The sequence below is a fragment of the Bombilactobacillus sp. ESL1094 genome (genome assembly GCF_058107425.1).
Window position 1 is genome coordinate 242,346 of the sequence record NZ_JBYLUM010000001.1, and the last position, 24,314, is coordinate 266,659.

28 protein-coding genes and 2 other annotated features are annotated in these 24,314 nt (G+C 38.5%); of the genes, 2 read left to right on the forward strand and 26 right to left on the reverse strand.

What is annotated here, in order from left to right:
* Positions 1-58: 58 nt before the first annotated feature.
* From AC3B5S_RS01310 to AC3B5S_RS01345, 8 genes are all read right to left on the reverse strand, one after another.
* Complete coding sequence (locus AC3B5S_RS01310; protein ID WP_489769056.1) at positions 59-355, reverse strand: HesB/YadR/YfhF family protein; 297 nt, start codon at positions 353-355, stop codon at positions 59-61.
* 49 nt (positions 356-404) lie between these two features.
* A complete protein-coding gene (greA, locus tag AC3B5S_RS01315) occupies positions 405-878 on the reverse strand; it encodes a transcription elongation factor GreA (RefSeq protein WP_489774893.1) in 474 nt (157 codons plus the stop codon).
* 38 nt (positions 879-916) lie between these two features.
* Positions 917-1,558, reverse strand: coding sequence for a uridine kinase (gene udk / locus AC3B5S_RS01320; protein ID WP_489757451.1), 642 nt, complete (start codon positions 1,556-1,558; stop codon positions 917-919).
* A 47-nt stretch (positions 1,559-1,605) separates the two neighbouring features.
* The gene (gene mltG, locus AC3B5S_RS01325) at positions 1,606-2,763 is read right to left on the reverse strand and encodes an endolytic transglycosylase MltG (protein ID WP_489789987.1); all 1,158 of its coding nucleotides are present in this window, start codon (positions 2,761-2,763) and stop codon (positions 1,606-1,608) included.
* Between the two features lie 68 nt (positions 2,764-2,831).
* Complete coding sequence (gene pheT / locus AC3B5S_RS01330) at positions 2,832-5,252, reverse strand: phenylalanine--tRNA ligase subunit beta (RefSeq protein WP_489757449.1); 2,421 nt, start codon at positions 5,250-5,252, stop codon at positions 2,832-2,834.
* 4 nt (positions 5,253-5,256) lie between these two features.
* Positions 5,257-6,300: a phenylalanine--tRNA ligase subunit alpha gene (pheS, locus tag AC3B5S_RS01335; RefSeq protein ID WP_489757448.1), complete on the reverse strand. Its 1,044-nt coding sequence runs from the start codon at positions 6,298-6,300 to the stop codon at positions 5,257-5,259.
* Positions 6,301-6,354: 54 nt separating this feature from the next.
* Positions 6,355-6,565, reverse strand: a binding site (T-box leader).
* Positions 6,566-6,605: 40 nt separating this feature from the next.
* On the reverse strand, positions 6,606-7,103 hold the full coding sequence (locus tag AC3B5S_RS01340; RefSeq protein ID WP_489757447.1) for an HD domain-containing protein: 498 nt from the start codon (positions 7,101-7,103) through the stop codon (positions 6,606-6,608).
* A gap of 12 nt (positions 7,104-7,115) precedes the next feature.
* Positions 7,116-7,883 carry a TrmH family RNA methyltransferase gene (locus AC3B5S_RS01345; RefSeq protein ID WP_489757446.1) on the reverse strand — a complete coding sequence of 256 codons (768 nt, stop codon included), beginning with the start codon at positions 7,881-7,883 and terminating at the stop codon, positions 7,116-7,118.
* Between the two features lie 151 nt (positions 7,884-8,034).
* On the opposite strand from AC3B5S_RS01345, the gene AC3B5S_RS01350 reads away from it, so the two are divergent.
* Both AC3B5S_RS01350 and yidC read left to right on the forward strand, forming a co-directional pair.
* A complete protein-coding gene (locus AC3B5S_RS01350; RefSeq protein WP_489757445.1) occupies positions 8,035-8,310 on the forward strand; it encodes an acylphosphatase in 276 nt (91 codons plus the stop codon).
* 16 nt (positions 8,311-8,326) lie between these two features.
* Positions 8,327-9,295, forward strand: a complete 969-nt coding sequence (yidC, locus tag AC3B5S_RS01355; protein ID WP_489789988.1) for a membrane protein insertase YidC — start codon at positions 8,327-8,329, stop codon at positions 9,293-9,295.
* 431 nt (positions 9,296-9,726) lie between these two features.
* Here yidC and AC3B5S_RS01360 read toward each other — a convergent pair whose 3' ends face one another.
* From AC3B5S_RS01360 to AC3B5S_RS01445, 18 genes are all read right to left on the reverse strand, one after another.
* Positions 9,727-11,226 carry a HAMP domain-containing sensor histidine kinase gene (locus tag AC3B5S_RS01360; protein ID WP_489757442.1) on the reverse strand — a complete coding sequence of 500 codons (1,500 nt, stop codon included), beginning with the start codon at positions 11,224-11,226 and terminating at the stop codon, positions 9,727-9,729.
* Entirely contained in the window at positions 11,223-11,912 is a 690-nt protein-coding gene (locus AC3B5S_RS01365) for a response regulator transcription factor (protein WP_489757441.1), read from the reverse strand. The genes AC3B5S_RS01360 and AC3B5S_RS01365 overlap by 4 nt, the downstream gene beginning before the upstream one ends.
* Positions 11,913-12,288: 376 nt before the next feature.
* Positions 12,289-13,704: an NADP-dependent phosphogluconate dehydrogenase gene (gene gndA / locus AC3B5S_RS01370; RefSeq protein WP_489769064.1), complete on the reverse strand. Its 1,416-nt coding sequence runs from the start codon at positions 13,702-13,704 to the stop codon at positions 12,289-12,291.
* Positions 13,705-13,780: 76 nt separating this feature from the next.
* Positions 13,781-14,338, reverse strand: a complete 558-nt coding sequence (locus AC3B5S_RS01375) for a DUF177 domain-containing protein (RefSeq protein WP_489757439.1) — start codon at positions 14,336-14,338, stop codon at positions 13,781-13,783.
* A 9-nt stretch (positions 14,339-14,347) separates the two neighbouring features.
* Entirely contained in the window at positions 14,348-15,487 is a 1,140-nt protein-coding gene (locus AC3B5S_RS01380; protein WP_489774891.1) for a nucleotidyltransferase, read from the reverse strand.
* Positions 15,487-15,843, reverse strand: coding sequence for a ribosome silencing factor (gene rsfS, locus AC3B5S_RS01385; RefSeq protein WP_489757437.1), 357 nt, complete (start codon positions 15,841-15,843; stop codon positions 15,487-15,489). The genes AC3B5S_RS01380 and rsfS overlap by 1 nt, the downstream gene beginning before the upstream one ends.
* A gap of 9 nt (positions 15,844-15,852) precedes the next feature.
* The gene (gene yqeK / locus AC3B5S_RS01390; RefSeq protein WP_489789989.1) at positions 15,853-16,437 is read right to left on the reverse strand and encodes a bis(5'-nucleosyl)-tetraphosphatase (symmetrical) YqeK; all 585 of its coding nucleotides are present in this window, start codon (positions 16,435-16,437) and stop codon (positions 15,853-15,855) included.
* Positions 16,421-17,071, reverse strand: a complete 651-nt coding sequence (locus tag AC3B5S_RS01395) for a nicotinate-nucleotide adenylyltransferase (protein ID WP_489789990.1) — start codon at positions 17,069-17,071, stop codon at positions 16,421-16,423. The genes yqeK and AC3B5S_RS01395 overlap by 17 nt, the downstream gene beginning before the upstream one ends.
* Positions 17,072-17,080: 9 nt before the next feature.
* On the reverse strand, positions 17,081-17,398 hold the full coding sequence (locus tag AC3B5S_RS01400; protein ID WP_489789991.1) for a YhbY family RNA-binding protein: 318 nt from the start codon (positions 17,396-17,398) through the stop codon (positions 17,081-17,083).
* A 12-nt stretch (positions 17,399-17,410) separates the two neighbouring features.
* Positions 17,411-18,529, reverse strand: coding sequence for a ribosome biogenesis GTPase YqeH (yqeH, locus tag AC3B5S_RS01405; RefSeq protein WP_489789992.1), 1,119 nt, complete (start codon positions 18,527-18,529; stop codon positions 17,411-17,413).
* Positions 18,522-19,061 (reverse strand): YqeG family HAD IIIA-type phosphatase, encoded by a 540-nt coding sequence (locus AC3B5S_RS01410; RefSeq protein ID WP_489789993.1) that lies wholly within the window; start codon positions 19,059-19,061, stop codon positions 18,522-18,524. Before AC3B5S_RS01410 ends, yqeH begins: the two co-directional genes overlap by 8 nt.
* 152 nt (positions 19,062-19,213) lie before the next feature.
* Positions 19,214-19,570: a 50S ribosomal protein L20 gene (gene rplT, locus AC3B5S_RS01415; protein ID WP_489757431.1), complete on the reverse strand. Its 357-nt coding sequence runs from the start codon at positions 19,568-19,570 to the stop codon at positions 19,214-19,216.
* A 36-nt stretch (positions 19,571-19,606) separates the two neighbouring features.
* Complete coding sequence (gene rpmI / locus AC3B5S_RS01420; protein ID WP_489757430.1) at positions 19,607-19,807, reverse strand: 50S ribosomal protein L35; 201 nt, start codon at positions 19,805-19,807, stop codon at positions 19,607-19,609.
* Positions 19,808-19,827: 20 nt separating this feature from the next.
* Positions 19,828-20,340: a translation initiation factor IF-3 gene (gene infC / locus AC3B5S_RS01425; RefSeq protein WP_489757429.1), complete on the reverse strand. Its 513-nt coding sequence runs from the start codon at positions 20,338-20,340 to the stop codon at positions 19,828-19,830.
* A gap of 48 nt (positions 20,341-20,388) precedes the next feature.
* Positions 20,389-20,498, reverse strand: a sequence feature (ribosomal protein L20 leader region).
* Positions 20,499-20,540: 42 nt separating this feature from the next.
* On the reverse strand, positions 20,541-21,185 hold the full coding sequence (locus AC3B5S_RS01430; RefSeq protein WP_489769070.1) for a TetR/AcrR family transcriptional regulator: 645 nt from the start codon (positions 21,183-21,185) through the stop codon (positions 20,541-20,543).
* Positions 21,186-21,191: 6 nt separating this feature from the next.
* Positions 21,192-22,301: an ABC transporter permease gene (locus tag AC3B5S_RS01435; protein ID WP_489769071.1), complete on the reverse strand. Its 1,110-nt coding sequence runs from the start codon at positions 22,299-22,301 to the stop codon at positions 21,192-21,194.
* On the reverse strand, positions 22,298-23,023 hold the full coding sequence (locus AC3B5S_RS01440; RefSeq protein WP_489757426.1) for an ABC transporter ATP-binding protein: 726 nt from the start codon (positions 23,021-23,023) through the stop codon (positions 22,298-22,300). Before AC3B5S_RS01440 ends, AC3B5S_RS01435 begins: the two co-directional genes overlap by 4 nt.
* A 153-nt stretch (positions 23,024-23,176) precedes the next feature.
* On the reverse strand, positions 23,177-24,298 hold the full coding sequence (locus AC3B5S_RS01445) for a uroporphyrinogen decarboxylase/cobalamine-independent methonine synthase family protein (protein ID WP_489757425.1): 1,122 nt from the start codon (positions 24,296-24,298) through the stop codon (positions 23,177-23,179).
* Between the last annotated feature and the right edge of the window lie 16 nt (positions 24,299-24,314).

The window sequence follows — 24,314 nt, forward strand, 5'->3', positions numbered from 1 at the left end:
GAATTATTATATCAAAAAAAGCAGCTTACCTGACAACAATTTATCAGTAAACTACTTTTTAATCCGCAGCCACAAAAGTATAAACTGGACTATCAATTTGTGGGTCATAATCAATTTGCAAGTCTAAATCCTTAAAAAACCAAACATCATTATCCGTGAAGAAATATGTGATCTCTTGATTTGTTAAAGAGTAATATTCATCATGTGGTTTTTCTTTAATAAAAGCTAGCGAAAAACCCTGATGCACATTGGTCTTACCGTAAACTTTGCCATAAAAATGTAACCCATCACCTGGTTTTAAGTCCAAGTTATCTTGATACCATTGATGTGCCTGGGGCGTTATCATAAATTTCATCTTCATCACCATTATTATGATAACCTATGCTCCTCTTTAACGCTAGCAATTAGTTTTCGACAGCTGTAATTTTCACAGTGAAAGAGCCACCTGGTGTTTCAATAACCACATCATCGCCAACTTTTTTGCCTAATAAAGACTTGGCAATTGGTGAGTCATTACTAATCTTACCCTGCATTGGGTCAGATTCAGCGGCACCAACAATTTGATAGGTTTCCGGATCATCATCATCTTCTTGAAAAGTCACCGTTTTGCCGACCGAAACTTCATTCGCATCAACTTGACTAACATCTACTACATCGGCGTACTGCAACATGGTATTAATTTCAGAGATACGTGATTCCACAACACTTTGTTCATCTTTAGCAGAAGAATACTCTGAGTTTTCAGATAAGTCCCCAAAACCACGAGCAATTTTAATACGTTCAATAATTTCCGGACGCTTTTTTAATTTTAAATCTTCCAGTTCTTGTTCTAATTTCTTTTTACCTTCAGCTGTCATTGGATATCTTTGTTCAGCCACAACTAACACCTCATTTAAGATTGATTAGACAACAAAGTTCACTGCTGTTGTCGTTTTTGATGCAAAAGATACTTAATTTTGGAAGTTAATAAATCAATTGCCACTTCATTGGCGCCACCTTCAGGAATAATCACATTAGCAAAACGCTTGGTGGGTTCGATAAATTGTTGATACATTGGACGCACATGATCCAAGTACTGGGTAAACACCGTATCTAAAGTATAGCCCCGTTCTTCGACATCCCGCTTAATACGCCGAATTAAGCGAATATCATCATCAGTATCAACAAAAACCTTAATGTCCATCAGATCACGTAAATCTTTTTCATATAAAGTCAAGATTCCTTCTAGAACAATGACATCGGCAGGTTCTTGGTGCCGCGTGCGATTCGTTCGATTACTATCGACAAAATCATAAATTGGCACCTCAATACTTTGAAAAGCCCGCAATTTCTTTAAATCAGCAACTAATAAGTCCGTATCAAATGATAACGGATGATCAAAATTTTGTTGTTTACGCTGTTCATAAGGTAAGTCTAGTTGTTTATAATAAGAATCCATTTGTAATAAAGCAATTGATTCTTGTGGTAATTCTGTGATTAAGCGTTGGGCAATAGTGGTTTTACCACTTCCAGAGCCTCCACTAACTCCAATAATTAACGGCTTGTTACCTGCAGTCATTTATTTCTCCTTATCAAAAGGGACTGACTTTGCGTCAGTCCACTAAATTATTGACCAATTTTTGAATTGGTATCCAAATGTTGCGAGTAATTTGTTGAATAGTAAACTTTACCAGTCTTCAAATTAGCTACAAAATAGAGATACCCTTTATCACGATCAGCAGGATTCAAAACTGCTTGGATCGAGCCTAAACTAGGTGAGTTAAATGGACCAGGCCCAAAACCTTTATTCTTGTAAAGGTTATAAGGCGATTTTACACTCGTATCTTTATTTGTCAAACTGTGTTTATGCTTGTTTAAAGCGTACATAACGGAAATATCCGATTGTAGTGGCATATTTGCATCTAAACGATTAAAGAACACGCCCGAAATCTTGCGGCGATCAATATTTGTTACCCCTTCGCGTTCTGTTAGAGAAGCTAAAGTTAACAGTTGTTGCACGGTCAGATTTTTAGCCTTAATTTGCTCATAATAAGGTGCAAGTTCTTGATTAGTTTTACCAACCATTTCGCTCACTAGTCGTTTCAAAGATGTCCCGGAATAATAAGGATAAGTTGCTGGGAACAAATAGCCTTCTAAGTGATAACGAACACGCTTAGACTGTAAAGAAGAAGCCAACAATTTCGGATACTTTTGCTCTAATTGCTTCATAAAGGCTTGATCTTTCATCAAATGCAGAAAATCAGCCTTTGAGTACGGCGTCTTTTTCGCAATCACACTACCAATCTGATCAATGGTCACCCCTTCGCGCACTAGCACTGTATTACCGGGTTGACCAACTTGATCTAAACTACCACCCTTTTGCAAACGAGCAACAATTTGAGTCAACGTCATTGACGGTTTAAACGTATAGTAACCGGCTTGAAAGTCGGTATAATTATGGGATTTAACATAATAATTAAAAATTGTCGCGCTACGAATAATATGTTTATTCTGCAACTTTGAAGCAATTTCTTTATTAGAAGATCCAATCGGAATTTTCACTTCTACAGCCTGATGATCCTTGTGGTTATAAGGCTGCAGTGATTCTTGCACATAATTATAGCCTAAAACACCAAACGTTAAAATCAGAATTGCCAAAATACCAACAATCCAATAAACAATATGGTTAACTACTCTTTGTTCAGACTCGCGCACTTGCTTTTTGTGACGAATAGATTCCTGATCATCACGATACTGACTACGATTTTTATCTGACTTAGTCAAGAATGGTTCCTCCAACATTTAATCTCAACTGTTAATTATACACAACTTTTTCTTAAATGCTGGATTTTTTAACGAATTTGTGCGTTAAACAAATCAATTAAAGCTTGTTGCACATTAGCAAAATCCTGATTAACTTCATCGTCTGTTAATGTAGCTTGCGGATTTTGGAAAGTCAAATTATAAGCCAATGACTTATGACCCGCAGCAATGCCCTTACCTGCATAAACATCAAATAGTTTAATATCAGCCAAATATTTACCAGCCGCTTTTTGAATAGCTAATTCTAACGCTTCATTAGTAATAACTTCTGGAACAATTACCGCAATATCACGACTAATTGCAGGATACTTACCAGCTGGAACATAAATTTCGGAAGCTTTAGGATAGGCCATGACTTTTTCCAAATCAATTTGGAAAACTACCGTTGGCGCTAAGCGTAATTTTTTGGCTAAAGTTGGATGTAGCGTACCGATAAACCCAACCGGCTGTTGATCCATTAAAATAACTGCTGTTTGTCCAGGATGCAATTGCTTAATCGCACTCGTGGCTTGGTAAACAATCGTGGCTTTTCTTTGGAAACTTTGTAATAAGCGCTCCACATCACCTTTAATGTCATAAAAATTAACATCGCGGGCCGTTTGATCCCAACTATCCTGGATTACTTGCCCACTATAAGCCCCGGCAATCATTTCGACTTCCTTAGGCCGCACTACGTTTGCGTCATTCTTCAAGAACACACGTCCTTGCTCAAACAAGGCTACATTCGTTTGCTTACGCGCAGCATTATAAGCTAAATCATCTAACAAACCGCTAACTAAGTTGGCCCGTAAATACTCATGATCTTGGGTCATTGGCCAATCAACTTTGGTTAACACTGCGGGCTTCAAGCAGAAGGCTGCCGCTTTTTCTTGAGTGGTCAAAGAATAACTGATGGCTTCATCATAACCCAATGACCGCAAAGTTTGCCGACTTTGGCGAATGAATTTTTGTCTAGGGGTATAGCCACCAATCGTTTGGGTAACTGCTGGTAAAGTGCTCGGAATTTTATCGAAACCATAAATTCGAGCCACTTCTTCAATTAAATCTGAATCAATAAAAATATCCCACCGACGTAATGGTACCGTGACAATTAACTCTGAATCTTTAACCTCTACCTCAAAGCCTAACCGTTCAAAAATCGCAATAATTTCCGCTTGTGAAATTTCCGTCCCCAAAGCATGATTAATCCGATCCGTGGTTATTTTGACTACCGTTGGCTTCAAAACTGATTGACTACCAACTACTTGGTCTTTTAATACTGTTCCGTCAGCTAATTGTTGCACTAATTGCGCTGCCATATCTAATGCTTCAGCAATGGCGGATAGATCCACCCCTTTTTCAAAGCGAGCCGAAGCATCCGTTCGTAAATTATGACGCTGCGCAGTTTTGCGGATTTTCGTAGGGTTAAACACGGCTGATTCTAAAACTACTGTGTGGGTTTGCTCAGTCACCGAAGTAGCCAAACCACCCATAACTCCAGCTAAACCAACGGCTTGTTCGTCATTAGAAATCACAATATCTTGATCCGTTAAATCATATTGTTTTTCATTTAACGCTGTAAAAGATTCTCCCGCAGCCGCTAGGCGCACGGTTAATTTTTTGGAGCCCAATTTGTCGTAATCGTAAGCATGTAATGGTTGACCATAATCTAACATAATGTAATTAGTAATATCGACAATATTATTAATTGGTTTGATACCGTTATTCCACAAATGAACTTGCAACCAGAGCGGGCTTGGTTTAATGTGAATATCCTTAATCACCCGTGTCCGATAAGTCGGGGCCAATTGTTCATCAGTCACGTCAATACTTAATTGTTGTTCTGCTGAAGCTGCATCCTCACTAACACTGGGCTGTTCAAAATGGGGCTGTTCATCATACATTGAAGCCACTTCCCAAGCGGCACCATGCATTCCAAGTGTATCCGCCCGATTAGGCGTAATATCAAAATCTAAAACAGTGTCATCCAAGCCTAAATAAGAATAAACCGGTTGACCTAAGGGAATATTTTCGGTTTCTGGAAAAACATAAATTCCATTTTTAAAAGCATCAGGAACGACGGAATCATCGAAGCCAATTTCTTGCAAGGCACACAGCATACCATTGGAGGCCACACCACGGAATTTACCTTTTTTAATTTTTTCGTTGTTAGCAATTCTGGCACCAGGTAAAGCCACAATAACCGTTTCACCCACAGCCACATTCGGCGCACCACAGACAATCTGGGCCAATTCTTCGGCACCCACATCCACTTGACAAATATTTAAGTGGTCCGCATCGGGGTGCTTGGTGACCGTCTTAATTTGACCAGTGACTAAATTCTTTAACCCAGCGCCTGATTTAATTATTTCATCAACTTCAATGCCGGTAACCGTCTCCCGATCAGCTAATTGTTCTGGTGTTTCTGGTAGATCAACATATTCTGCTAACCAATTAGTAGAAATCTTCATTAATTTATTCCCCCTGAAATTGTTCTAAAACCCGAACATCATCTTGATAAAAATCGCGGATATCATTAATGCCGTATTTTAACATGGCAAACCGATCTGGCCCTAGACCAAAGGCAAAGCCACCATAAATAGTCGAGTCAACGCCAGCATTTTCTAAAACATTCGGATGCACCATGCCCGCACCTAACACTTCTACCCAGCCGGTGTATTTGCAAACTTTGCAGCCTTCACCACCGCAGGCAAAGCAGGAAACGTCAACTTCCACTGATGGTTCCGTAAATGGAAAATAACTCGGACGTAAGCGAATTTCGCGTTCTTTACCAAAAATATGACGCGCTGTTAATTCCAAAGTACCCTTCAAATCCGCCATCGTAATATGCTTATCAATGACTAAACCTTCAATTTGATTGAATTGGTGTGAATGTGTGGCATCGTCAGTATCGCGACGATAAACTTTACCCGGACTAATCATCTTCAAAGGACCTTTCGAAAAATCATGTTTTTCCAAAGTCCGCGCTTGCACAGGTGAAGTCTGCGTCCGCATCAAAATTTCATCCGTAATATAGAAAGTATCTTGCATATCACGCGCAGGATGATCTTTGGGAAGGTTCATCATTTCAAAATTGTAGTGATCTTCTTCGACTTCGGGACCATTGACCACTTCATAACCTAAACCAATAAACAAGGCTTCAATATCATCCATTACCTGATAAATCACATGCTTGGTTCCAATGTGACGTTGGTGTCCAGGTAAAGTGACATCAATTTTTTCATTGGCTAATTTGGCTGCAGTCGCTTGACTTTCTAATTGTTCCTTGGCTTGATCCAAAGCTGTTTGTAAATCATCGCGGACACTGTTGGCTAAAGCACCAACCTTAGGGCGTTGTTCCGCGCTTAAATCCTTCATTCCCCGTAAAGCTTGGTTCAACGGACCTTTTTTACCCAAAAAATGAATTCTAATTTCATTTAAATGTTCGATTTTTTGTGCATCATGAATCTGTTGTAGACCTTTTTGCCGCAAATCGTTTAATAAATCTTTTAAATCCATCACTACCTGCTCCTCTAAATAAATAATTTCAACAATAAAAAAAGCCCCATCCCTAAAAGGGACGAAGCTTCGCGGTACCACCCTGCTTGAGTTCAGTCCAGCTTGATAGCTGCACCTAAACTCCACTTATCTGTCATATAACGCTGACTAATGACGTTTAGACTCCAGAGTGAATTCACATCATCTGGCTTCAATTGTTCTCACTTACCCAATTGTCCCTGTGAATCCAGACCTTGATGCTACTACTTTCTTTCATCGTCGTTAAAACCAGTTTAAAACTTTCATGCATAAATTTCAATTAAATTTTAATTCGATTGCTTCAAATGTAATTTTTGGCGCCACAATGCCAACTTGGGCAAGCAAGCTTCCTGCACGGCACACTGATCATCAACTAAGTTAACAATTAAGCTTTCGAGATATTTCGGTGGCGTGGACGTCGCACCAAACATATGCTTGACAATAATGTCAGCTTCAATTGGTCTTAAATCGGTTAATTGTTGCGCATTATTTAGCGCAACATGTGCGTGAATATCGGCGTGCGCCCGAAAACTCAATTGCTTGCGATCCCAAGTGTAATAAAACAAGTCATGCAACAAACCGCCACGTGCCAAAGCGCGGGTATCTAAATGCAACTTCTTGCCAATTAAATAACTGCGATAAGAAACGCTAATTGAATGATCCAAACGATTAGAATAATGATGTTGTGGAATTTGACTTAACTTTTGCACCTCGGGTTTAGCTAATAAATCAGAAACTTGAGCTAAATAAGCTGCATCAGTCTGCCAATTTAATTCTCGAGCCAAAAAGTATCCTCCTTAAAGACTGAGTCTATACATAATAATACCAGCTGCTACTGCCACGTTCAATGATTCTGCGGATCCTAAAATGGGAATATATAAATTTGTATCCGTTAAAGCTGCTAATTCAGGCGCCAAGCCGTGCGCCTCATTGCCCATAATTAAAGCAAAATCTTTTGGCTTGGCTACAGTTTGATACTCTTGGGCCTGATCATTCACCAAAGTTCCGTATACTGGAATTTGTTGTGCTTTGAACTCACTGACTGCTGACTGTAGATCCAATGACTGAACGGGTAAATGAAATTGACTACCTTGCATAGCACGTTGCACTTTTGGTGCATAAAAGTCGACCGAATCTTCGCTGAGTAAGACGCCACTGAACCCAGCAGCATCAGCTGTGCGAATCATGGTTCCCACGTTACCCGGGTCCTGAATTTGTGATAATAATAACCACTTTCCATGGCTTAAGTCAATAGTTTCCGGTTGCGGTATTGGTAATTCCGCAACAATGCCTTGGGGTGACACGGTGTCGGTAATCGCCTGCGCAATTTCCGGAGTGATTTCCACTACTTGGTCCATGTGATCACGCACTAAATGTTTGGGATCACGATTGAGATAATCCGTCGTTGCATAAATAGCATTTAGCTTAACTTGATGGGCCAACGCCTCAAAAATCAAGTGCTCGCCTTCTAACAAGTAACGTTGTTGCTTTTTACGTCCCCGGTGACTTTGTAATTTCTTCAAATCTTTAATTTTACTATTTTGCCCTGAACTAATATACTCCATAGCTAACCTCTCTAAATCTAATCTTCTTACTTATCATATCATTTTTTGGACATTTTCTTGGCAAAATTAATAGAATGCTTTTGGCTTCAACTATATTTTCCGCTATACTAGAGAAGTATCATTTAGAACAAGGACGAAGGAGGTTTTGATTTTGACTCAAAAACATGTTGCAGCAGATATTTATGGTCATGTACAAGGTGTGGGCTTTCGTTATGCAACCTACTCCGTCGCACAAACTTACCAAATTACTGGCATTGTCAAAAATTGTGACGATGGTAGCGTCCATCTAGAAGCTCAAGGCGACACTTTAGACTTGGAACATTTTATGAAAGTGATGCAGCAAAGTCCGAGTAAATTTGCTAAGATTGATCATATTAATTGGCAAGAAAAACCTCTCGCTAATTATTCTAAATTTTCAATGATGTAACGAGATGGAGAAATTTATGAAAAAGACAACTAAACGTTTACTTTTATGGGGTGGTTGTTTAAGTCTATTACTCTTAGTCACCGCCTGCTCTCGCAGTGGTATCAATGCAAATCTTAAGCCGCCAACTCATGGTCCTTACGGCTGGATCTACCAATATATTGGCGTACCTTTCCAAAACTTAATGCTCTACGTTTCTAAAACTATTGGTGGCAAAAGTGGCTATGCCTGGGGCATTATCCTCATTTCCTTTGTGGTGCGGTTAGTTTTATTACCATTAAGTTTGATGCAACAAAAGAAATCAATCGTGCAACAGGAAAAAATGAAGGGCATTCAACCCCAACTGCAATTAATTCAACAACAGCAAAAAAAGGCAACTACGCAAGAAGAACAAACGCAAATCAGTCAATTAATGATGCAAGTCTATTCCAAAAACGACATCAAATTAACTGGGGGCCTGGGTTGCTTACCTTTGTTGTTACAATTTCCAATTTTTATTGCCATCTATCAAGCCGTGCAATACTCACCGGAAATTTCGAAAGCTAACTTTTTAGGAGCACCATTATCAAAACCTAGCATTCTGATCTCAGTCGTGGCGACAATTTTTTACGTGGTTCAAAGCTGGATGACTTTAAAGAGTGTGCCACCAGAACAAAAGAAGCAAATGCAAACTATGATGTGGCTCAGTCCAGCCATGACTTTCTTCATTAGTATTGCATCCTCAGCTGCTTTAGGTCTGTACTTCTTAATTGGCGGGATCATCGTCGTCTTACAGCAATTGATTAGCGATTATATCATCACGCCAAAGGTGCGTAAGCAAGTCGATCAAGAATTAAAAGACAAGCCGATTGTGCAAGTAGTTACCGAAAAAACTTTTGCCCAACAAGCAGCACCAACAAAGGACAATGCAAAACAAGTTGGTCAAACTAAGCAACAACATCAAAAAAATCGCCAACGTAATGCTGGTAAGCAACAGCATCATAAGTAAATTTTTGCAATAGTACCTTACTAAAAATGCTCCCATCGTTAGACATCATATCTAATGGTGAGGAGCATTTTTTAATGAAAGATTGAATAATCCTGATAAGCTACCACCAACCGTATTAATAACTTAGAAAATTGTATTACTAAAGTAATAACCTACTGATCAACTGTTGCCGAAATCTGCAAAATAGCAGCTGACGTGTATTACTAACAGTTGGGCTCACACGTGGTATCTGTTATCCGCGTTAAATCATATTGTAAGCTATAAGATTGTTGAGCTGTTTGTACAAACTTGATTCCAAAATCTAACGTTTCAAACACACTCAATAATTTTTTAATAACCAGTTAACTAATGTCGCTTTTGATTTTTGAAATCAACATAAAAAAGCCTTGCAAACAACCAATGTTATTTACAAGGCTTTCAGTCTTCTAAAACTACTTTAATTTTTTTGATTCAACCAGTGGCAGATTGATTCGGAAAATGGTTCCTGAACCCACCGCACTTTCGGCGGTAATGGTTCCCTTATACATCTCAACAATCTTTTTGGCAATTGACAAGCCCAAACCATTGCCCCCGCTTTCGCGTGAGCGAGCTTTATCAACACGGTAAAAGCGGTTAAAAATGCGTTGTAAATCTGTTTGGGTAATGCCCACACCAAAATCTTGTACCGCAATATTTAACATGCCATCTTCAGTCGAAGCCGACAAGTTAATCTCTTTACGATCTTTAGAATATTTGACGGCATTATCTAATAAAATGACCAAGATTTGCATCAAATGGTTGCGGTAGATTTGTACCATGGTATGATCTGGCACCGTATCATCAAAATCAATTTCAAAGTCAGGGTGTAACATCACAAAATCGCCATAGGCTTGCTTAATCGTTTCATTAGCTTCTGTGACTTCATTGGTGTAATTGACTTCAATTTGTTCTGCCCGCGTTAAATCCAACATTTCTTGAATCAATTTTTTCATCCGCGAAATTTCACTCACAGATGCTTCAATGGATTCATCAAGCACTTTGGGGTCATCTTTGCCCCAGCGTTGAAGCATCTTGAGATGGCCTTCAATGACCGCCACGGGCGTCCGTAATTCGTGTGAAACATCTTCCACAAACTCTTTTTGCTGATTGGTATACTCTTGCAGGCGGTCTAACATATGGTTAAAGCGGTCGACCAAGTCCGTAATTTCATCATTAGACGACTGCTTGGGAATCCGCGATTGCGAATCAGGATCTTCGTTAATCTCATCAATCGTACGGTTAACTTGGTTAATGCGCCGCACTAACGGTTGGGTTAAAACATAGCCCAAAAAGACACTTAACAATAATGCAAAAATAATGACCACAATCATCCAGCGATTAAGTTCGCGAAAAGCACGGTGATAACCGCGCAGACCGTCGTTAATTTTGACGTAGCCAATCACTTTATGATTACGACTTGAGTGAATCGGCACCGTCGTTTCTAAAAAGCTCAATTTTCTGGGAACTTTTTTGACCGTAATCTTCGTGGTGCCAGTAAAGTTAGGATCAATTGCCCCATCTTTAAACAAAACCATCCCGTGCAAATCATATAACACAATGGCTAAATCACCACGCGCCAATTGCTTGGATAAACTGTCATGGTAAAATTTTTCTGGATTTTCAGCCACTAAATTCCCATTGGCATCCCGTTCCACCGTTTTTTGATTTAAGCGCGGTGCTAAACGATTTTGCACTTGCTGCTTATTCAAAGGACCTTGGTAAACATTAAAGCGACTATCCACTGCGGAAATAGTATCCCGCACATTATTTTCTTCACTACGTAATAAAGCTTGATTGACTGAAGTATAGATTAAAGTTGAAAAAAGACCAAACACTAAAAAAATAGCTAAACTCAAAAAACACGTCCACTTAAATTGAATAGTAATTCGTAAATTAGCTAATTTTTGCTTCATGGGCGAACAACGTAACCAGTACCACGAACCGTCTGGATATAACTTTCTTTATCAGGTACATCAATTTTATTACGTAGATAACGCACATAAACATCAACAATATTGGTCTCACTTTGCGTGGATTCACTGCCCCAAACACTCTTCAATAATTGTTCCCGACTTAAAACTTTTCCCATGTTATTCAATAAAGTTAAGAATAAGTCGTATTCGCGCCGAGTTAATTCAATGACTTGACCGTTGCGACTCAAAGTATGTGCTTCTTTATCCATAATTAAATCCCGGTATTCAATCTTGGTTGAATGTGGCGCCATCTTCTGGTCTTCGATATCAATCCGCCGCAACAATGCTCGTAAACGTGCCAATAATTCTTCAATCGCAAACGGTTTGACGATATAATCATCAGCACCATGATCTAAACCAGATACGCGATCAATAATAGAATCCCGTGCCGTCATCATAATAATGGGGGTACTCTTTTCTTGACGAATGCGGCGGCAAACTTCTAGACCATTTAAAGTTGGTAACATTAAGTCTAACAAAATAGCGTCCCAATCTTCACCTAAAGCGGCGTCTAAACCTTTGCGCCCGTCTAGTTCCACGCGGGTATCATAACCTTCGTGTTGTAACTCTAATTCTACAAAGCGGGCTAAATTTTTTTCATCTTCAATGATTAATATTTTTGACATTTATAAGACTCCAGTTCTTAATTAGATTAATTTTTTCTAAATCTCGCTATCATTAGTGTATCACGTTTATTTAACCTTTGGCTAATAATACAGAAACTTAAAATCTATGATTAACATTTTAACGATACCACTAATTTTAAAACGCTCTGAGTACCTGTTCCCCCAATTCCAACAAACCTCATTTTTTCTAATAAGCATGATTAATTTGATTGCTTTCAAGTATTAACTATTGGGAACAGGACTACTATAATAATACATTTATACAATCTGCGCTATTTTAATGCTCAAAAAGAAGCTAAACAGTAGGAAAACTCGGCAATAAAATTACCGAGTTTTCTAACTTATCTCTATATTAATTACATTTTAATACTACAGATTATTGCTCTTCATACCATGGATAATGGAAGATACCAGCACGGTCAACGCGTTGATAAGTATGAGCACCAAAGTAATCTCTTTGTGCTTGAATCAGACTAGCTGGTAAAACAGCTGCGCGATAAGAATCATAATAAGCAATCGCCGCAGATAAAGCTGGAACCGGAATTCCCGCTTGTACGGCCCAAGCTACGACTTGACGCGCAGAATCTTGATATTTAGCACAAATATCTTTAAAGTAATCGTCTAACAATAAGTTATCTAAATCAGGTTGGTTCTGATAAGCCGCCGTTATCTTTTGCAAAAATTGCGCTCTAATAATGCAACCTTCACGCCAAATATTAGCGATCTTACCGTACTGCAAATTCCAATCATAATGATCAGAAGCTGCTTTTAACTGCGCAAAGCCTTGCGCATAACTCATGATCTTGCTAAAGTACAAAGCTTCCCGAATTTTTTCAGTAAAGTCATCTGGAACTTTCATTTCTAACTTGGACGCTGGTAGCTGTTCACTGGCTTTAACCCGTTCATCCTTAAAGGTTGAGATATAACGGCCATAAACAGCTTCAGTAATCAATGATTGCGGCACACCTAATTCAAGAGCACTTTGTGAACTCCATTTACCCGTACCTTTATTACCTGCAGCATCTAAAATTACATCAATAATCGGTTGATCACTACCTAAATCATCTTTACGCGTCAAAATATCAGCAGTAATCTCAATCAAGTAACTAGAAAGTTCGCCTTCGTTCCATTGACTAAAAATTTCTGCTAATTGTTCTGGTGTTAATTGACCTAAATTACGCATCAAGTTATAACTTTCAGCAATCAACTCCATATCGCCATATTCAATGCCGTTATGCACCATTTTGACGTAATGTCCCGCACCATTTGGACCAATATAGGTAACACATGGCTGACCATCATCGGTTTTAGCCGCAATTTGTTCCAAAACTGGCGCTACCAAATCGTAAGCTTCTTTTTGGCCACCAGGCATTAAAGAAGGACCCTTCAAAGCACCTAATTCACCACCAGAAGTGCCCATGCCAATAAAGTTAATGCCAGACTTATCAAGTCGCTTATTACGTGCCATAGTGTCTTCAAAGAATGTATTACCACCATCAATTAAGACATCACCTTGATCAAGTAATGGTAATAATTCATCAATCACAGCATCCGTCGCCTTACCAGCCTTCACCATCATCACAATCCGGCGTGGTTTTTCCAGAGAATTGACGAAATCTTCAATCGTAAAGCTAGGAACTAAACTTTTGTCCGGATGATCTTCAATTACTTGCTTGGTTTTCGCCGTGGTCCGATTATAAATAGCAACCGTATATCCCCGACTTTCAATATTTAAAGCTAAATTCTTACCCATGACAGCCATACCAATGACACCAATGGTTGGTTTATTCATCTTCATGTGCCTCCTGTTGATCATTTGTCTAACAATACCCTATCACAACTCGCAACGATTGATAATCCTTAATTATTTAATCTTGCTTATCATCAGCAAAAAAATCTTTTAACTTGGATAATTCTTCACTAGCTTCTAGATTGGGTGTGGCTTTTTTTTCATAATCATCTTCTGAAATAACCGTCCACTCATTGCCCTGTGGCATAGCCCCGGTCGCTTGTTCTTGGGGCGTTAAAACCTGAGTTGGAATATTCAATAATAGATTATCTTCAATCGCTTGTTGTAAGTCTAAAGTTTGGTCCGTCAATGAAATAATTAAATCGTATTGCTCTTTTTGTTCTGGGGTAATTTGATCATCTGTTAAATTCGTATATGTTTCATGAAAAGTAAAATCAATTGGTAAAACAACCGGCTCTAAACTCCGTGTTGACGGATAAGTCATAGAACCTGTCAGGTGAAGATCTCCGAAAATAAATTGCCCATCTAAACTAATCGCGCCTTGAACCTGAATTGGGCTCACTTCCATGATTTGTGGGTCACGTTGCTTTAGATCGGCACTAACATCCAGCGTTTGTTTTAAAATTAATGGTTCTTGGCGATACTTTTCTAATTCTCGAGTTTTAAAAACTAACATTATAATCACCTACTTTCGTAATGGTTGTCGTCCAAAGTTTTGCTCCGGTAAATCAAATAACGTTAACAAACGATCTATTTGCACAGCATCAGCCATAATTCCCGGCTTGTTACCCAATTTTTGCGTAACTTTCGTAATTAACGGCCAACTCACTTGCTTGCGTAAATAATGCAAATGTTGTTGACCACTGACATTAAAGCCCAAAACCTGCAAATACGGTTGCGCCAACATTTGCTGCATTTGACTAGTAGAAATATTCAATAATACATACAGGCATAGCCGGCGCAAGCGCGCAAACGTATACCTTTTACTCTTAATACGATACAAAAAATCCGAAAAATTCGTACTGGTAACTACTGCTTGTTTGAGCTTATACTGCAAGCCCTCATTCATCTGGTAAATTTGCCCTAATTCTTCCAAACTACTCGTCAACAACCGATATTTTAAATACGGAAAAAGCTGCTGCCAACTGAGAAATGGTGGCTTTAACAAGTCAGTCACAAAGTCTGGAATTGCTAATTGATAAGACTGGTCTTGCAATATTGCTTGGCGAATGGCACTAGCACTAGAAAACTTTCCCGACAAATCACTTTGATCATGTTGCCCCAAGCCTTGCCTCGGCAGAGCAACCAGTTGCACCGCATAATTTAACTCAAACGCCGCCTGGGCGTAAGCAACACCTAGTAGCTCATTGGGATTAGTTAATGTTAAACCCAACTGTGATTGTAAGACTTGATTAAATTGTGTGGCATAGGTCTGACGATAATCTGTAAATGTTTCTTTAGATGGATTTATTTGGGCAATTTTTTGACCTAATGTTTGATAATCTAATTGTGCATTCTCTGTGCTAAAAACCAGGTGCGAAACTGCTAATTGTTGACACAGTTTCAGAGCTTCTCGGGCAAAAATATCTGCTGGTTGAACGGCACCATAAAACGGCAACTCAACCACCAAATCTACTCCCGCTGCCAACGCCATTTGCGCCCGCTGCCATTTATCAACCAGCGCAATCGCACCACGTTGAACAAAATTACCTGACATAATCACTATTAACACATCAGGCTGTAATTGCTGGCGAATTTGTTGCAGCTGCCATAAATGACCATTATGAAACGGATTATACTCAGCGATTACTCCACAAACGCGCATTATTTTTTCAGTAAGGGAGCAACTTCAACAACTGGTGCTTGTGACCATAGCTTTTCCAATTGATAAAATTCACGCGTTTCTTGAGTAAAGACGTGCACAATGACATCACCTAAATCCAACAAAATCCACGGTGAATTTTTTGAGCCCTCAATTTGTTTAATCGTTAAACCGTGATTTTCTTCGGCTTCAACCACCGCATCCACAATAGCATCAACTTGGCGCTGACTATTAGCATCCACGATGACAAAATAATCCGCAACCAAACTAACTTGCTGCATGTTTAAAACAGTAATCGCATGCCCGTGTTTGGAATCTGCTGCTTGAACTGCAATTTGCATTATTTGTTGACTATTCAATCGTAAACCTCACTTTTTGGCTGCTACAACCCATTGATTATAGCTATCAATTGTTTTCGGATAAATTTGCTGTTTCTGACTCAATAACAGTTGCAAGGTATGTTCAATCTGATAACTAACCCCGGCATCTAAATCTTGATCGGTAATTTGCCGAGCTTCTTCGACTCCCGGAAAATCCCGCCCTGCTTCTGTATAATCAGCCATAAAAACAATCTTATCTAAAGTCGTCATTTTCACGGCTGCCGTAGTATGATTACGCACCGCGTTTAGAATTTCTTCATCATAAATGCCCAGTTCTTTTTGAATAAAATAAGCACCTACAACGCCATGCCAAATCGCGTTCCCATAATTTAACAAATCAGGATCCAAATTTTCTTGTTTAATCACTTGAATAAATTCATCGGCACTACGTTCTTTGGCATAATCATGAACTAGTCCCGCCACTTTAGCTTTAGTTATATCACTGTGATTTAACTGGGCCAGCTCTACACTGCGTTGACTCGTGCGCACACAATGTTCGAAACGATAAGGTGACAATTTAGCTTGAACTTGCTGTTTTAAAGCAACAAAATCATAATCAGTTTGAACGATCATTACTATAAAGCCCCTTTTCTTCAATATATTGACGTACTAGATCAGGAACAAAATACCGAATTGAGCCTTGGGTCTGCACGGTTTGGCGAATCCACGTGGAACTAACATCAATTTCGGGCATATTAATCCAAATCAGCGGATATGGTGAACTTTTTTCATAACCTTTGCGACAAACACCGACAAATTGCACCATTTTCGTTAATTCATCAATTTTATGCCATTTCGGCAAATATTCGACCATATCGCCGCCAATAATAAAATAATATTCATTTTCTGGGTGCATTAATTTTAATTGACGCATCGTATCATAGGTATAACTAATACCACCCCGTTTTGCTTCAATCAAACACAAATCAAAATTTTGATGATCAATGATGGCTCGTCGCACCATCTCAACACGATGTTCAATCGAAATAGCGGTTTTCACATCAACATGTGGTGGTTTAGCATCTGGAATAAACAAAATCTTATCTAAACCCAATTGGGCAAAAACTTGATCCGCAATCATCAGATGCCCAATATGTGGTGGATTGAAAGTTCCACCTAAAATACCAATGCGCTCTTTTTTCGTTGTGGAAGCCATTTGAGTTTGTGGCTTGATAACTACTTGCTTAGTAGTTAAGGTCTGCGCCATTTTGATCACCTATCCTTTGATTTTTGCCACCTCAAGACTTAATTGTTGGTGTTCTTTTTGTGTAGCAGGTCGATAAAAAACCGCAGTATGACCGATTTGTTGCACTAAAGTAATTTGACTATCCGCTTGGGTAATTGTGGCAACGACTTCGGTCCGATTAACTGGTGCCATTTGTAACCAATTAATTTTAATTAATTCTTGTAATTCTATTTGGTCTTGCAGTTGTTTCAGAAAATTAGCACTGAGACCATTCTTGCCGATTTGAAGACTAGGTGTCAAGGATTGCGCTTGACCTTTCAAAAATTTTAATTGCTTTTTATTTAACATAATTTACTCCACTTAATTAATCAAAGCGGGCCGCACATTAACTTTAATCCCAGCGGGTAAATAAGCCTTGACGACCACATGAGCTGGGACACAAACCCAGCCTAAACCAGAAAACACAATATCACTTTTTTCGGTAGTTTGAATTGTGTGAGCTACTAATTGTTCAATTGGCTCCTTCGTTTGGGGATGCGCCAACAAGTCGCTTCGGTGAGCTTGATAAAATTCATCTGCATGGCTTAACTTAGTGCGGTGAACATACAATTGATTATTCACAAAAGCCGCAAAGGAACCCGCAGCACCTTCTAAAAAATCTAACCGGCCTAACCCCGCTAAAAACAAGGTTTGCTGGGGCTTTAATTGAAAAACTTTCGGATGCAATTCACTTTGTGGTGCTAGATATTTGAGATCTTTGGCCGTTAACAAATTAGCAATTTGACCGGGATGGATAATTCCTGGTGTATCAATCAAATCACCACCACCAGCTAACGGAATTCGAATTTCATTTAAAGTAGTTCCCGGATAACTAGAGGTCGTAATTAAATTTTTTAATTCACTGTTAGCTTGTAAAATGGCATTAATCAGTGTTGACTTGCCAACATTAGTAGAACCGACGACATAGACATCTTGACCATGACGTAATTGATCAATTTGGTACATCAATTGGTCAACATGCGTTAATTTTTGAGCACTAACCAGTTGCGTACCAACGGGATGCAAGCCCATTTGTTTGACCTGTTGTTGCAGCCAATTAACTAATTTATTTTGATTATAGGAATTAGGAATTAAGTCCAGCTTGTTACCAACAATTAACACCGGATTATTTTTAATATACGATTTTAAGTTGCTGACAATACTTCCCGAGAAATTAAAAATATCCATCACGTAAACAACTAGCGCCGCTTTTTGACCAATGCTTTTTAACAGTTTTTGAAAGGAACGATTATCTAACGGAACTTCCGCTACTTCATTATAGTGTCGCAAACGAAAACAACGTTGACAATAAAGTTCTTGGTCATCCAAAGCTGATTCGGCCTTTTTCAGGGCACTACTAGGAACAAAACCGGCTAACTGGGAATTAGTACTTTGTAATTGTGCCCCACAGCCTACACAAGATAATACTTCATCAGTCACGTAAATGCCGCCTCCAATCTAGTTGTGGATACAGAAAATGATTAATCCTTAAAATGGGACGTTCAATCATCCGATTAATCCGAGTTTTTTTAGAATCCGTCGTCACTAACGGTTTGACTAAGATTGTTTGCACTCCGGCCAAATTACCTGCCAAAACATCAGTCATTAACTGGTCACCAACCATCACCACTTCTTGCTTACGATAAGAATTAGATTTGAGATATTTGCGTAAAGCAAACGGTAATGGTTTCAAGGCTCGTGCAACTATTTTAATTGGTAATCCCGCCACGGCCCGACTAACCCGCTCTTCATTATTATTTGACACAATAACTAATTGAATTCCATGAGCGGTTAATGCCTTTAACCAATTAGCTAACTGCGCATTTTGGCGATCCTTTTGATTCCAAGGAATCAAAGTATTATCTAAATCCGATAAAATCACTTTAATCCCTGCCGCCATAAATTCTTCAGGGAGAATTTGTGTGATTTGTTCAATCATCATGTTTGGCTTGAAGATTCCCAGAGTGTTCACTTCCTCTATATTATCCGTAAAAAAGTTGAGATTTAACGTAGATATCAATTATCTATCATAATAAACTCTACATAACACTCAACTTTTAGTAACTTTTTTATTTTTAAACTCATTCGATGAAAAACACGTAACTAGCTAAGCTAGTTACGTGTTTATTTTAACGCATCTTTAGCTAAATCAACTAACTTCTTAAAAGCACGTTGGTCATTAACTGCTAAATCTGCTAACATCTTCCGATTGATATCAACTTGAGCTAACTTCAAACCATGCATTAATTTGCTATAACTCAGATCATACATCCGAGCACCAGCATTAATCCGGGCAATCCACAATTTGCGGTAATCACGCTTAACTTGCTTACGATCCCGAAAAGCATAATGATAAGAATTAAATAACTGTGTTGATGCTGCTTTAAATTGAATATGTTTAGAACCGCGGTAACCCTTGGCTAACTTAAGAACTTTCTTCCGACGTTTGCGAGTTACTGTTCCACCTTTAACACGTGGCATAAAGATTCCTCCTAAAAATTATTAAATAAAATAATGTTATTTGTAAGTAGTCAACATTTGTTTGATACGTTTCATATCACTGGAGCTGACCATTGCTGATTTAGCTAATTGACGACGTTGTTTCTTAGTCTTACCGTGGAAACGGTGACTAGTATAACCATGATCACGCTTCAAACCACCATTAGCAGTAAATTTAAAACGTTTTGCTGATGCACGATGTGTTTTTTGCTTAGGCATAATAAAATCCTCCTGCGTTGTTATTTTTTCTTATTGTCATTAATTGGAGCAAGCATTAAGAACATACTACGACCATCCATCTTTGGCCGCGTAATTACGGTTGCAACATCTTTCGTTGCATCTGCCATACGTTCCAAAACATCCCGACCGATTTCTTTGTGAGTGATAGCACGACCACGGAAGCGAATCGAGATTTTAACTTTTGAACCCTTTTCGAGAAATTTACGAGCATTCTTGAGTTTGGTATCAAAATCATTTTGCTCAATAGTTGGACTCAAGCGAATCTCTTTGATGCTAACAGTCTTCTGTTTTTTACGAGATTCGCGGTCCTTTTTTTGTAACTCAAACCGATATTTTCCATAATCCATAATTCTAGCTACTGGAGGTTTGGCATTAGGCGAAACCAATACCAAATCCAAGTCTGCTTGTTCGGCCAAGCGTAATGCTTCCTGCTTAGTCTTAACACCTAATTGTTCTCCATTAACTGAAATTACACGCAATTCACGTGAACGAATGCGATCATTCACGATCATATTGTTTTTGCTATTATTAGCTATGGGTATCCACCTCCGAAAAATTATCACTCACAAAAAATGCGGGTGCCGAAGCACCCGCAATCAATTATCGATTATTATTATCTAACCCAGTGGCTTCAAGCTTGGGTGAGAAGCGGGAGCTTCTGCTTGTTTCAACACTTAAACAGTATAGTTTTCATTTAAGCAGAAGTCAAGAATTATTTTTTAACTGCTTGTTGAATCCAAAAAATCATCTTTTCCATTGTTTGTTCTTCTTGACGAGCATCAATGCCATTAGGATCTTGCAATTTGTAATTTTGAATAAAAGTAACTAACAATTGGCCAACGATTAAATGGGTTAAATCAGTAGCCGTCACTTCTGAACTGACCTGCTGATCCGTTTTTAACAATTGTGTTAAGATCTCTAACGCTTTGTTTAACTTAGGCTGCACTATGTCTAACACCTGCGTGCGAAAGTTCTGATTGACTAAAATTTGATCCAACACAATCAAAATAATTTGCCAGTTATTAGCCATAAACTGATAACGATCACGCATAATATATGCTATCAAATCTCTAACATTAGTGGCCTGCTGCTGAATTTGTTGCAAAAAATGATCACTGATCTTGGGAACCATTTGTTGCATCAACGGCGTAATAATTGCCTGCAACAAGTCAGATTTATTTTTAAAATGTTTAAACATCGTTGCATCACTTAGACCGGCTTCTCGTGCAATAGCCGCAGTCGTGGTTGCTTGATAACCTTTTTGTGCAAATAGCTTAACTGCTGCTTGAAAGATTTTCTTTTTACCAGCCGGAATCTTTTCATCAGCTAACCAAGAATCAACAATTTTTTGAGTCATATGACTTTAAACCTTTCTGTAACGTTTTAATCCTATTATATTACCAACAGTTAGTGCTAAAAGAAAGACAACGAGAACTAAAAGATCACCACTAATCTGATTCAAAGTAAATCCTTTCATAATCACATTTGTCAGAGCTTCAGAAGCATACTTTAATGGTAAAATATCAGACAACCATTGCGCCCATTTAGCCATGGAAGTTAATGGTACAATTCCGGAAAAGAAAATTTGGGGAATGACGATTACTGGAATGAACTGCATCATTTGAAATTCGGATTTGGCAAAAGTGGACATAAAAATTCCGGATGACAAAGCCACTAAAGCCAAAAGTAGAGTGATTAATAAAACTAACCATAAAGAACCAACGACTTGCACTTTCAAAATACCTACCGTAAACAAAACAATTAAAATAGTTTGCAAAATAGCGATTAGTCCATAACTCAACATATAACCCCAAACGATTTCGGAACGCTTTACTGGAGTGGCTAACAAGCGATTCAACGTTCCTGAGGTCCGTTCACTTAACAACGCCATTCCTGAAATCAAGAAAACAAAGAAAAAGACAAAGGCTGCCATCAGAATCGGCATTAATTTGTCAAAAAATGTCGAATCTTTCGTACCGTAGTTATAAGCATTATGAATTTTTAGTTTTTTAGATTGACCTAGCACTGTTGGTTGTTGCAATGTGGGCGGCAAAACTTTTTGAAGAGTTTGAAATGATGATTTTAATTGATTTATATTTTTTTGATTCAAGGCCACTTGTAAAGCTGACTTAGCTAATTTGGTTTTGCCCGCATCAACATTCGCGTAAGTGACCACCAACTTATTTTTACGTTGAACAATGATATTATCCACCTGTTCTTTTTTCAAAGCAGCCTTAGCTGATTGAGAGGACTGATAAGTTTTAACATGAACATGCTGGACCTGATTTAAATTATGTTTTAAACTTTGCGAAACTTCTACGGTGCCAATTGTAACATTAGTTGTAGTATTAACATTAAAAATATAATTCATTAAAGCTAAGACAATTAACGGCGCAATAAACATGAGCGCCAAAGTCTTTTTATCACGAAATAATTCCTTTAATACACGTTTGGTAATAGCCCATGTTCTCATTTCAAGTCACCTTCTGCTTTCAAAAAGACTTCTTCTACTGTTTGAACATTGTATTGTTTTTCTAAATTCCTGGGATGATCATTAGCAATAATTTGCCCATCAGATAATAAAGCTACTCGATCCGTCAATTCCGCTTCATCCATGACATGAGTGGTAATTAAAATGGTCCGACCACTATCGCGCAAGCGCATCAATTCCTGCCAAATTTGCTGGCGCAATGCTGGATCAATCCCCACTGTCGGTTCATCTAAAACTAATAATGGCGGATTACCTAATAAAGAAATCGCTAAAGATAACCGCCGCTTCATCCCGCCAGAATAACCACTAACTCGTTTCTTTAGATCTGACGTCAAATCAACTACTGCCGCCGCATGTTGAATTTGTTCATCAATTTGTTGTTTCACAATGCCTTTCATCTGTGCAAAAAATTGTAGATTCTCATAAGCGGTTAAAGAATCATATAACGCATCCGTCTGAGCCATGTAACCAATATCTTTTAGTAAAACGCGATTGGGCATAACAGTATCAAACACCGTGGCTTGGCCGGCATCGGCTTTTTCCATACCTAAAGTAATTTTAATGATCGTGGATTTACCAGCACCAGAGGGACCGATCAAGCCCACTATTTCACCAGCTTGTACTTGAAAACTCACATCATCCAAAACTGTTTGTGGGCCAAACTTTTTTTGAATATCAATTAATTGAATAACTTCTTGAGTCATGGCAACCTCCATAATTTTAGTAAGTTAGTAATTACTTACTTACAAAATTTATTGTAGCATTGTCACTGGAATTTACAAGTTAACTCACTAAAAAAGGCTGAAACAACGATGATTGTTCCAACCTCTTTTTTTATTGCTACTATTAATTTGACTTTATTCGGACCATACTTGACTAGCCACGTGATTCATCAAATCAATTTTGGCCCATTGCTGTTCTCCAGTTAAATCATTGCCTTCTTTAGTTGAAGCAAAGCCACATTGTGGTGACAACGCCAAATTATTTAATGGCACAAAATGGGCCGCGGTTTGAATTTGCGCAATAAGTTCTGCCGCTGTTTCCATTTGCCCAGTTTTTGTCGTAATTAATCCCAAAACAAAAACGGCTTGCGGTTGTTCTTGATGAATTTGCGCTAAGGGAGCAAAATCCCCATCAGCTTGCTGATCATCATATTCTAAGAAAAAGGCATCATAGGGTAATTGTGTCAAAATATCAACAATATCTTGATAAGTTCCCCCACCTAACGGTGCTGAATGAAAATTACCGCGACAAATATGAGTTGTTACGATTAAATCGGCCGGTAAACTGGCTAGTAAATCTTGCAGCAGTTGCACGATTTCTTGTGTTAATTTTTGTGCTGCTTCTGGTTGCTCTTGTAACCCAGCAAACGGCAATGTAATTCCCAATAACCAAGGATCATCTAATTGTAAATACCGTAAACCTAAATCATAGAAGTGCTGAATTGTGCGTTGATACGTAATCAAAATATCGTGCAAATATTCTGCGCGCGTCGCATAAAATTGTTCTACATTATTAATTACTGCAAAATTACCTGTAAATAAGAGTGGCGTTGGTGCTGGAATGGTCACCTTGGCTTGTTCATCATCGTGTAAGAGGCTATTTAAATACAAATAATCCGCAAAAAAAGGATGTTGCGCATTGTACTGAATTCTACCAGCCAATTGTAAACCATCATCAACTAACTGTTGCCCACTAAAGTTCAATTGAAAACCTTGTGGCACAACCGCAATTCCGGTTAACCCCGCCAAAAAATCCAAGAAAAAATTTTCACGGTTAAATTCACCATCATTCAGCACCGCCAAATGATGCTGGCGTTGCTTGGTTACTAACTGTTTGACTGCTTGTTGTTGCAGTGCTTGAAATTTTTCTGGTGTTAAACTGTGATCTTTTGCTTGTTGGTAAGCCACTTTTAAAGTTGCTGGTCGTAAAAAGCTCCCCACAACATCAGCATGATAAGGATACTTATTGATTTTCATAATTGCTTCAGACCTC

Bases quoted from the DNA above. Each gene is read 5' to 3' on its own strand.
- AC3B5S_RS01310 (WP_489769056.1), bottom strand. From the start codon at position 355: ATGAAATTTATGATAACGCCCCAGGCACATCAATGGTATCAAGATAAC.
- udk (WP_489757451.1), bottom strand. From the start codon at position 1,558: ATGACTGCAGGTAACAAGCCGTTAATTATTGGAGTTAGTGGAGGCTCT.
- pheT (WP_489757449.1), bottom strand. From the start codon at position 5,252: ATGAAGATTTCTACTAATTGGTTAGCAGAATATGTTGATCTACCAGAA.
- pheS (WP_489757448.1), bottom strand. From the start codon at position 6,300: ATGGATTTAAAAGATTTATTAAACGATTTGCGGCAAAAAGGTCTACAA.
- AC3B5S_RS01345 (WP_489757446.1), bottom strand. From the start codon at position 7,883: ATGGAGTATATTAGTTCAGGGCAAAATAGTAAAATTAAAGATTTGAAG.
- yidC (WP_489789988.1), top strand. From the start codon at position 8,327: ATGAAAAAGACAACTAAACGTTTACTTTTATGGGGTGGTTGTTTAAGT.
- AC3B5S_RS01360 (WP_489757442.1), bottom strand. From the start codon at position 11,226: ATGAAGCAAAAATTAGCTAATTTACGAATTACTATTCAATTTAAGTGG.
- AC3B5S_RS01365 (WP_489757441.1), bottom strand. From the start codon at position 11,912: ATGTCAAAAATATTAATCATTGAAGATGAAAAAAATTTAGCCCGCTTT.
- gndA (WP_489769064.1), bottom strand. From the start codon at position 13,704: ATGAATAAACCAACCATTGGTGTCATTGGTATGGCTGTCATGGGTAAG.
- AC3B5S_RS01375 (WP_489757439.1), bottom strand. From the start codon at position 14,338: ATGTTAGTTTTTAAAACTCGAGAATTAGAAAAGTATCGCCAAGAACCA.
- AC3B5S_RS01380 (WP_489774891.1), bottom strand. From the start codon at position 15,487: ATGCGCGTTTGTGGAGTAATCGCTGAGTATAATCCGTTTCATAATGGT.
- yqeK (WP_489789989.1), bottom strand. From the start codon at position 16,437: ATGATCGTTCAAACTGATTATGATTTTGTTGCTTTAAAACAGCAAGTT.
- AC3B5S_RS01395 (WP_489789990.1), bottom strand. From the start codon at position 17,071: ATGGCGCAGACCTTAACTACTAAGCAAGTAGTTATCAAGCCACAAACT.
- AC3B5S_RS01400 (WP_489789991.1), bottom strand. From the start codon at position 17,398: ATGTTAAATAAAAAGCAATTAAAATTTTTGAAAGGTCAAGCGCAATCC.
- rplT (WP_489757431.1), bottom strand. From the start codon at position 19,570: ATGCCACGTGTTAAAGGTGGAACAGTAACTCGCAAACGTCGGAAGAAA.
- rpmI (WP_489757430.1), bottom strand. From the start codon at position 19,807: ATGCCTAAGCAAAAAACACATCGTGCATCAGCAAAACGTTTTAAATTT.
- infC (WP_489757429.1), bottom strand. From the start codon at position 20,340: ATGATCGTGAATGATCGCATTCGTTCACGTGAATTGCGTGTAATTTCA.
- AC3B5S_RS01430 (WP_489769070.1), bottom strand. From the start codon at position 21,185: ATGACTCAAAAAATTGTTGATTCTTGGTTAGCTGATGAAAAGATTCCG.
- AC3B5S_RS01435 (WP_489769071.1), bottom strand. From the start codon at position 22,301: ATGAGAACATGGGCTATTACCAAACGTGTATTAAAGGAATTATTTCGT.
- AC3B5S_RS01440 (WP_489757426.1), bottom strand. From the start codon at position 23,023: ATGACTCAAGAAGTTATTCAATTAATTGATATTCAAAAAAAGTTTGGC.
- AC3B5S_RS01445 (WP_489757425.1), bottom strand. From the start codon at position 24,298: ATGAAAATCAATAAGTATCCTTATCATGCTGATGTTGTGGGGAGCTTT.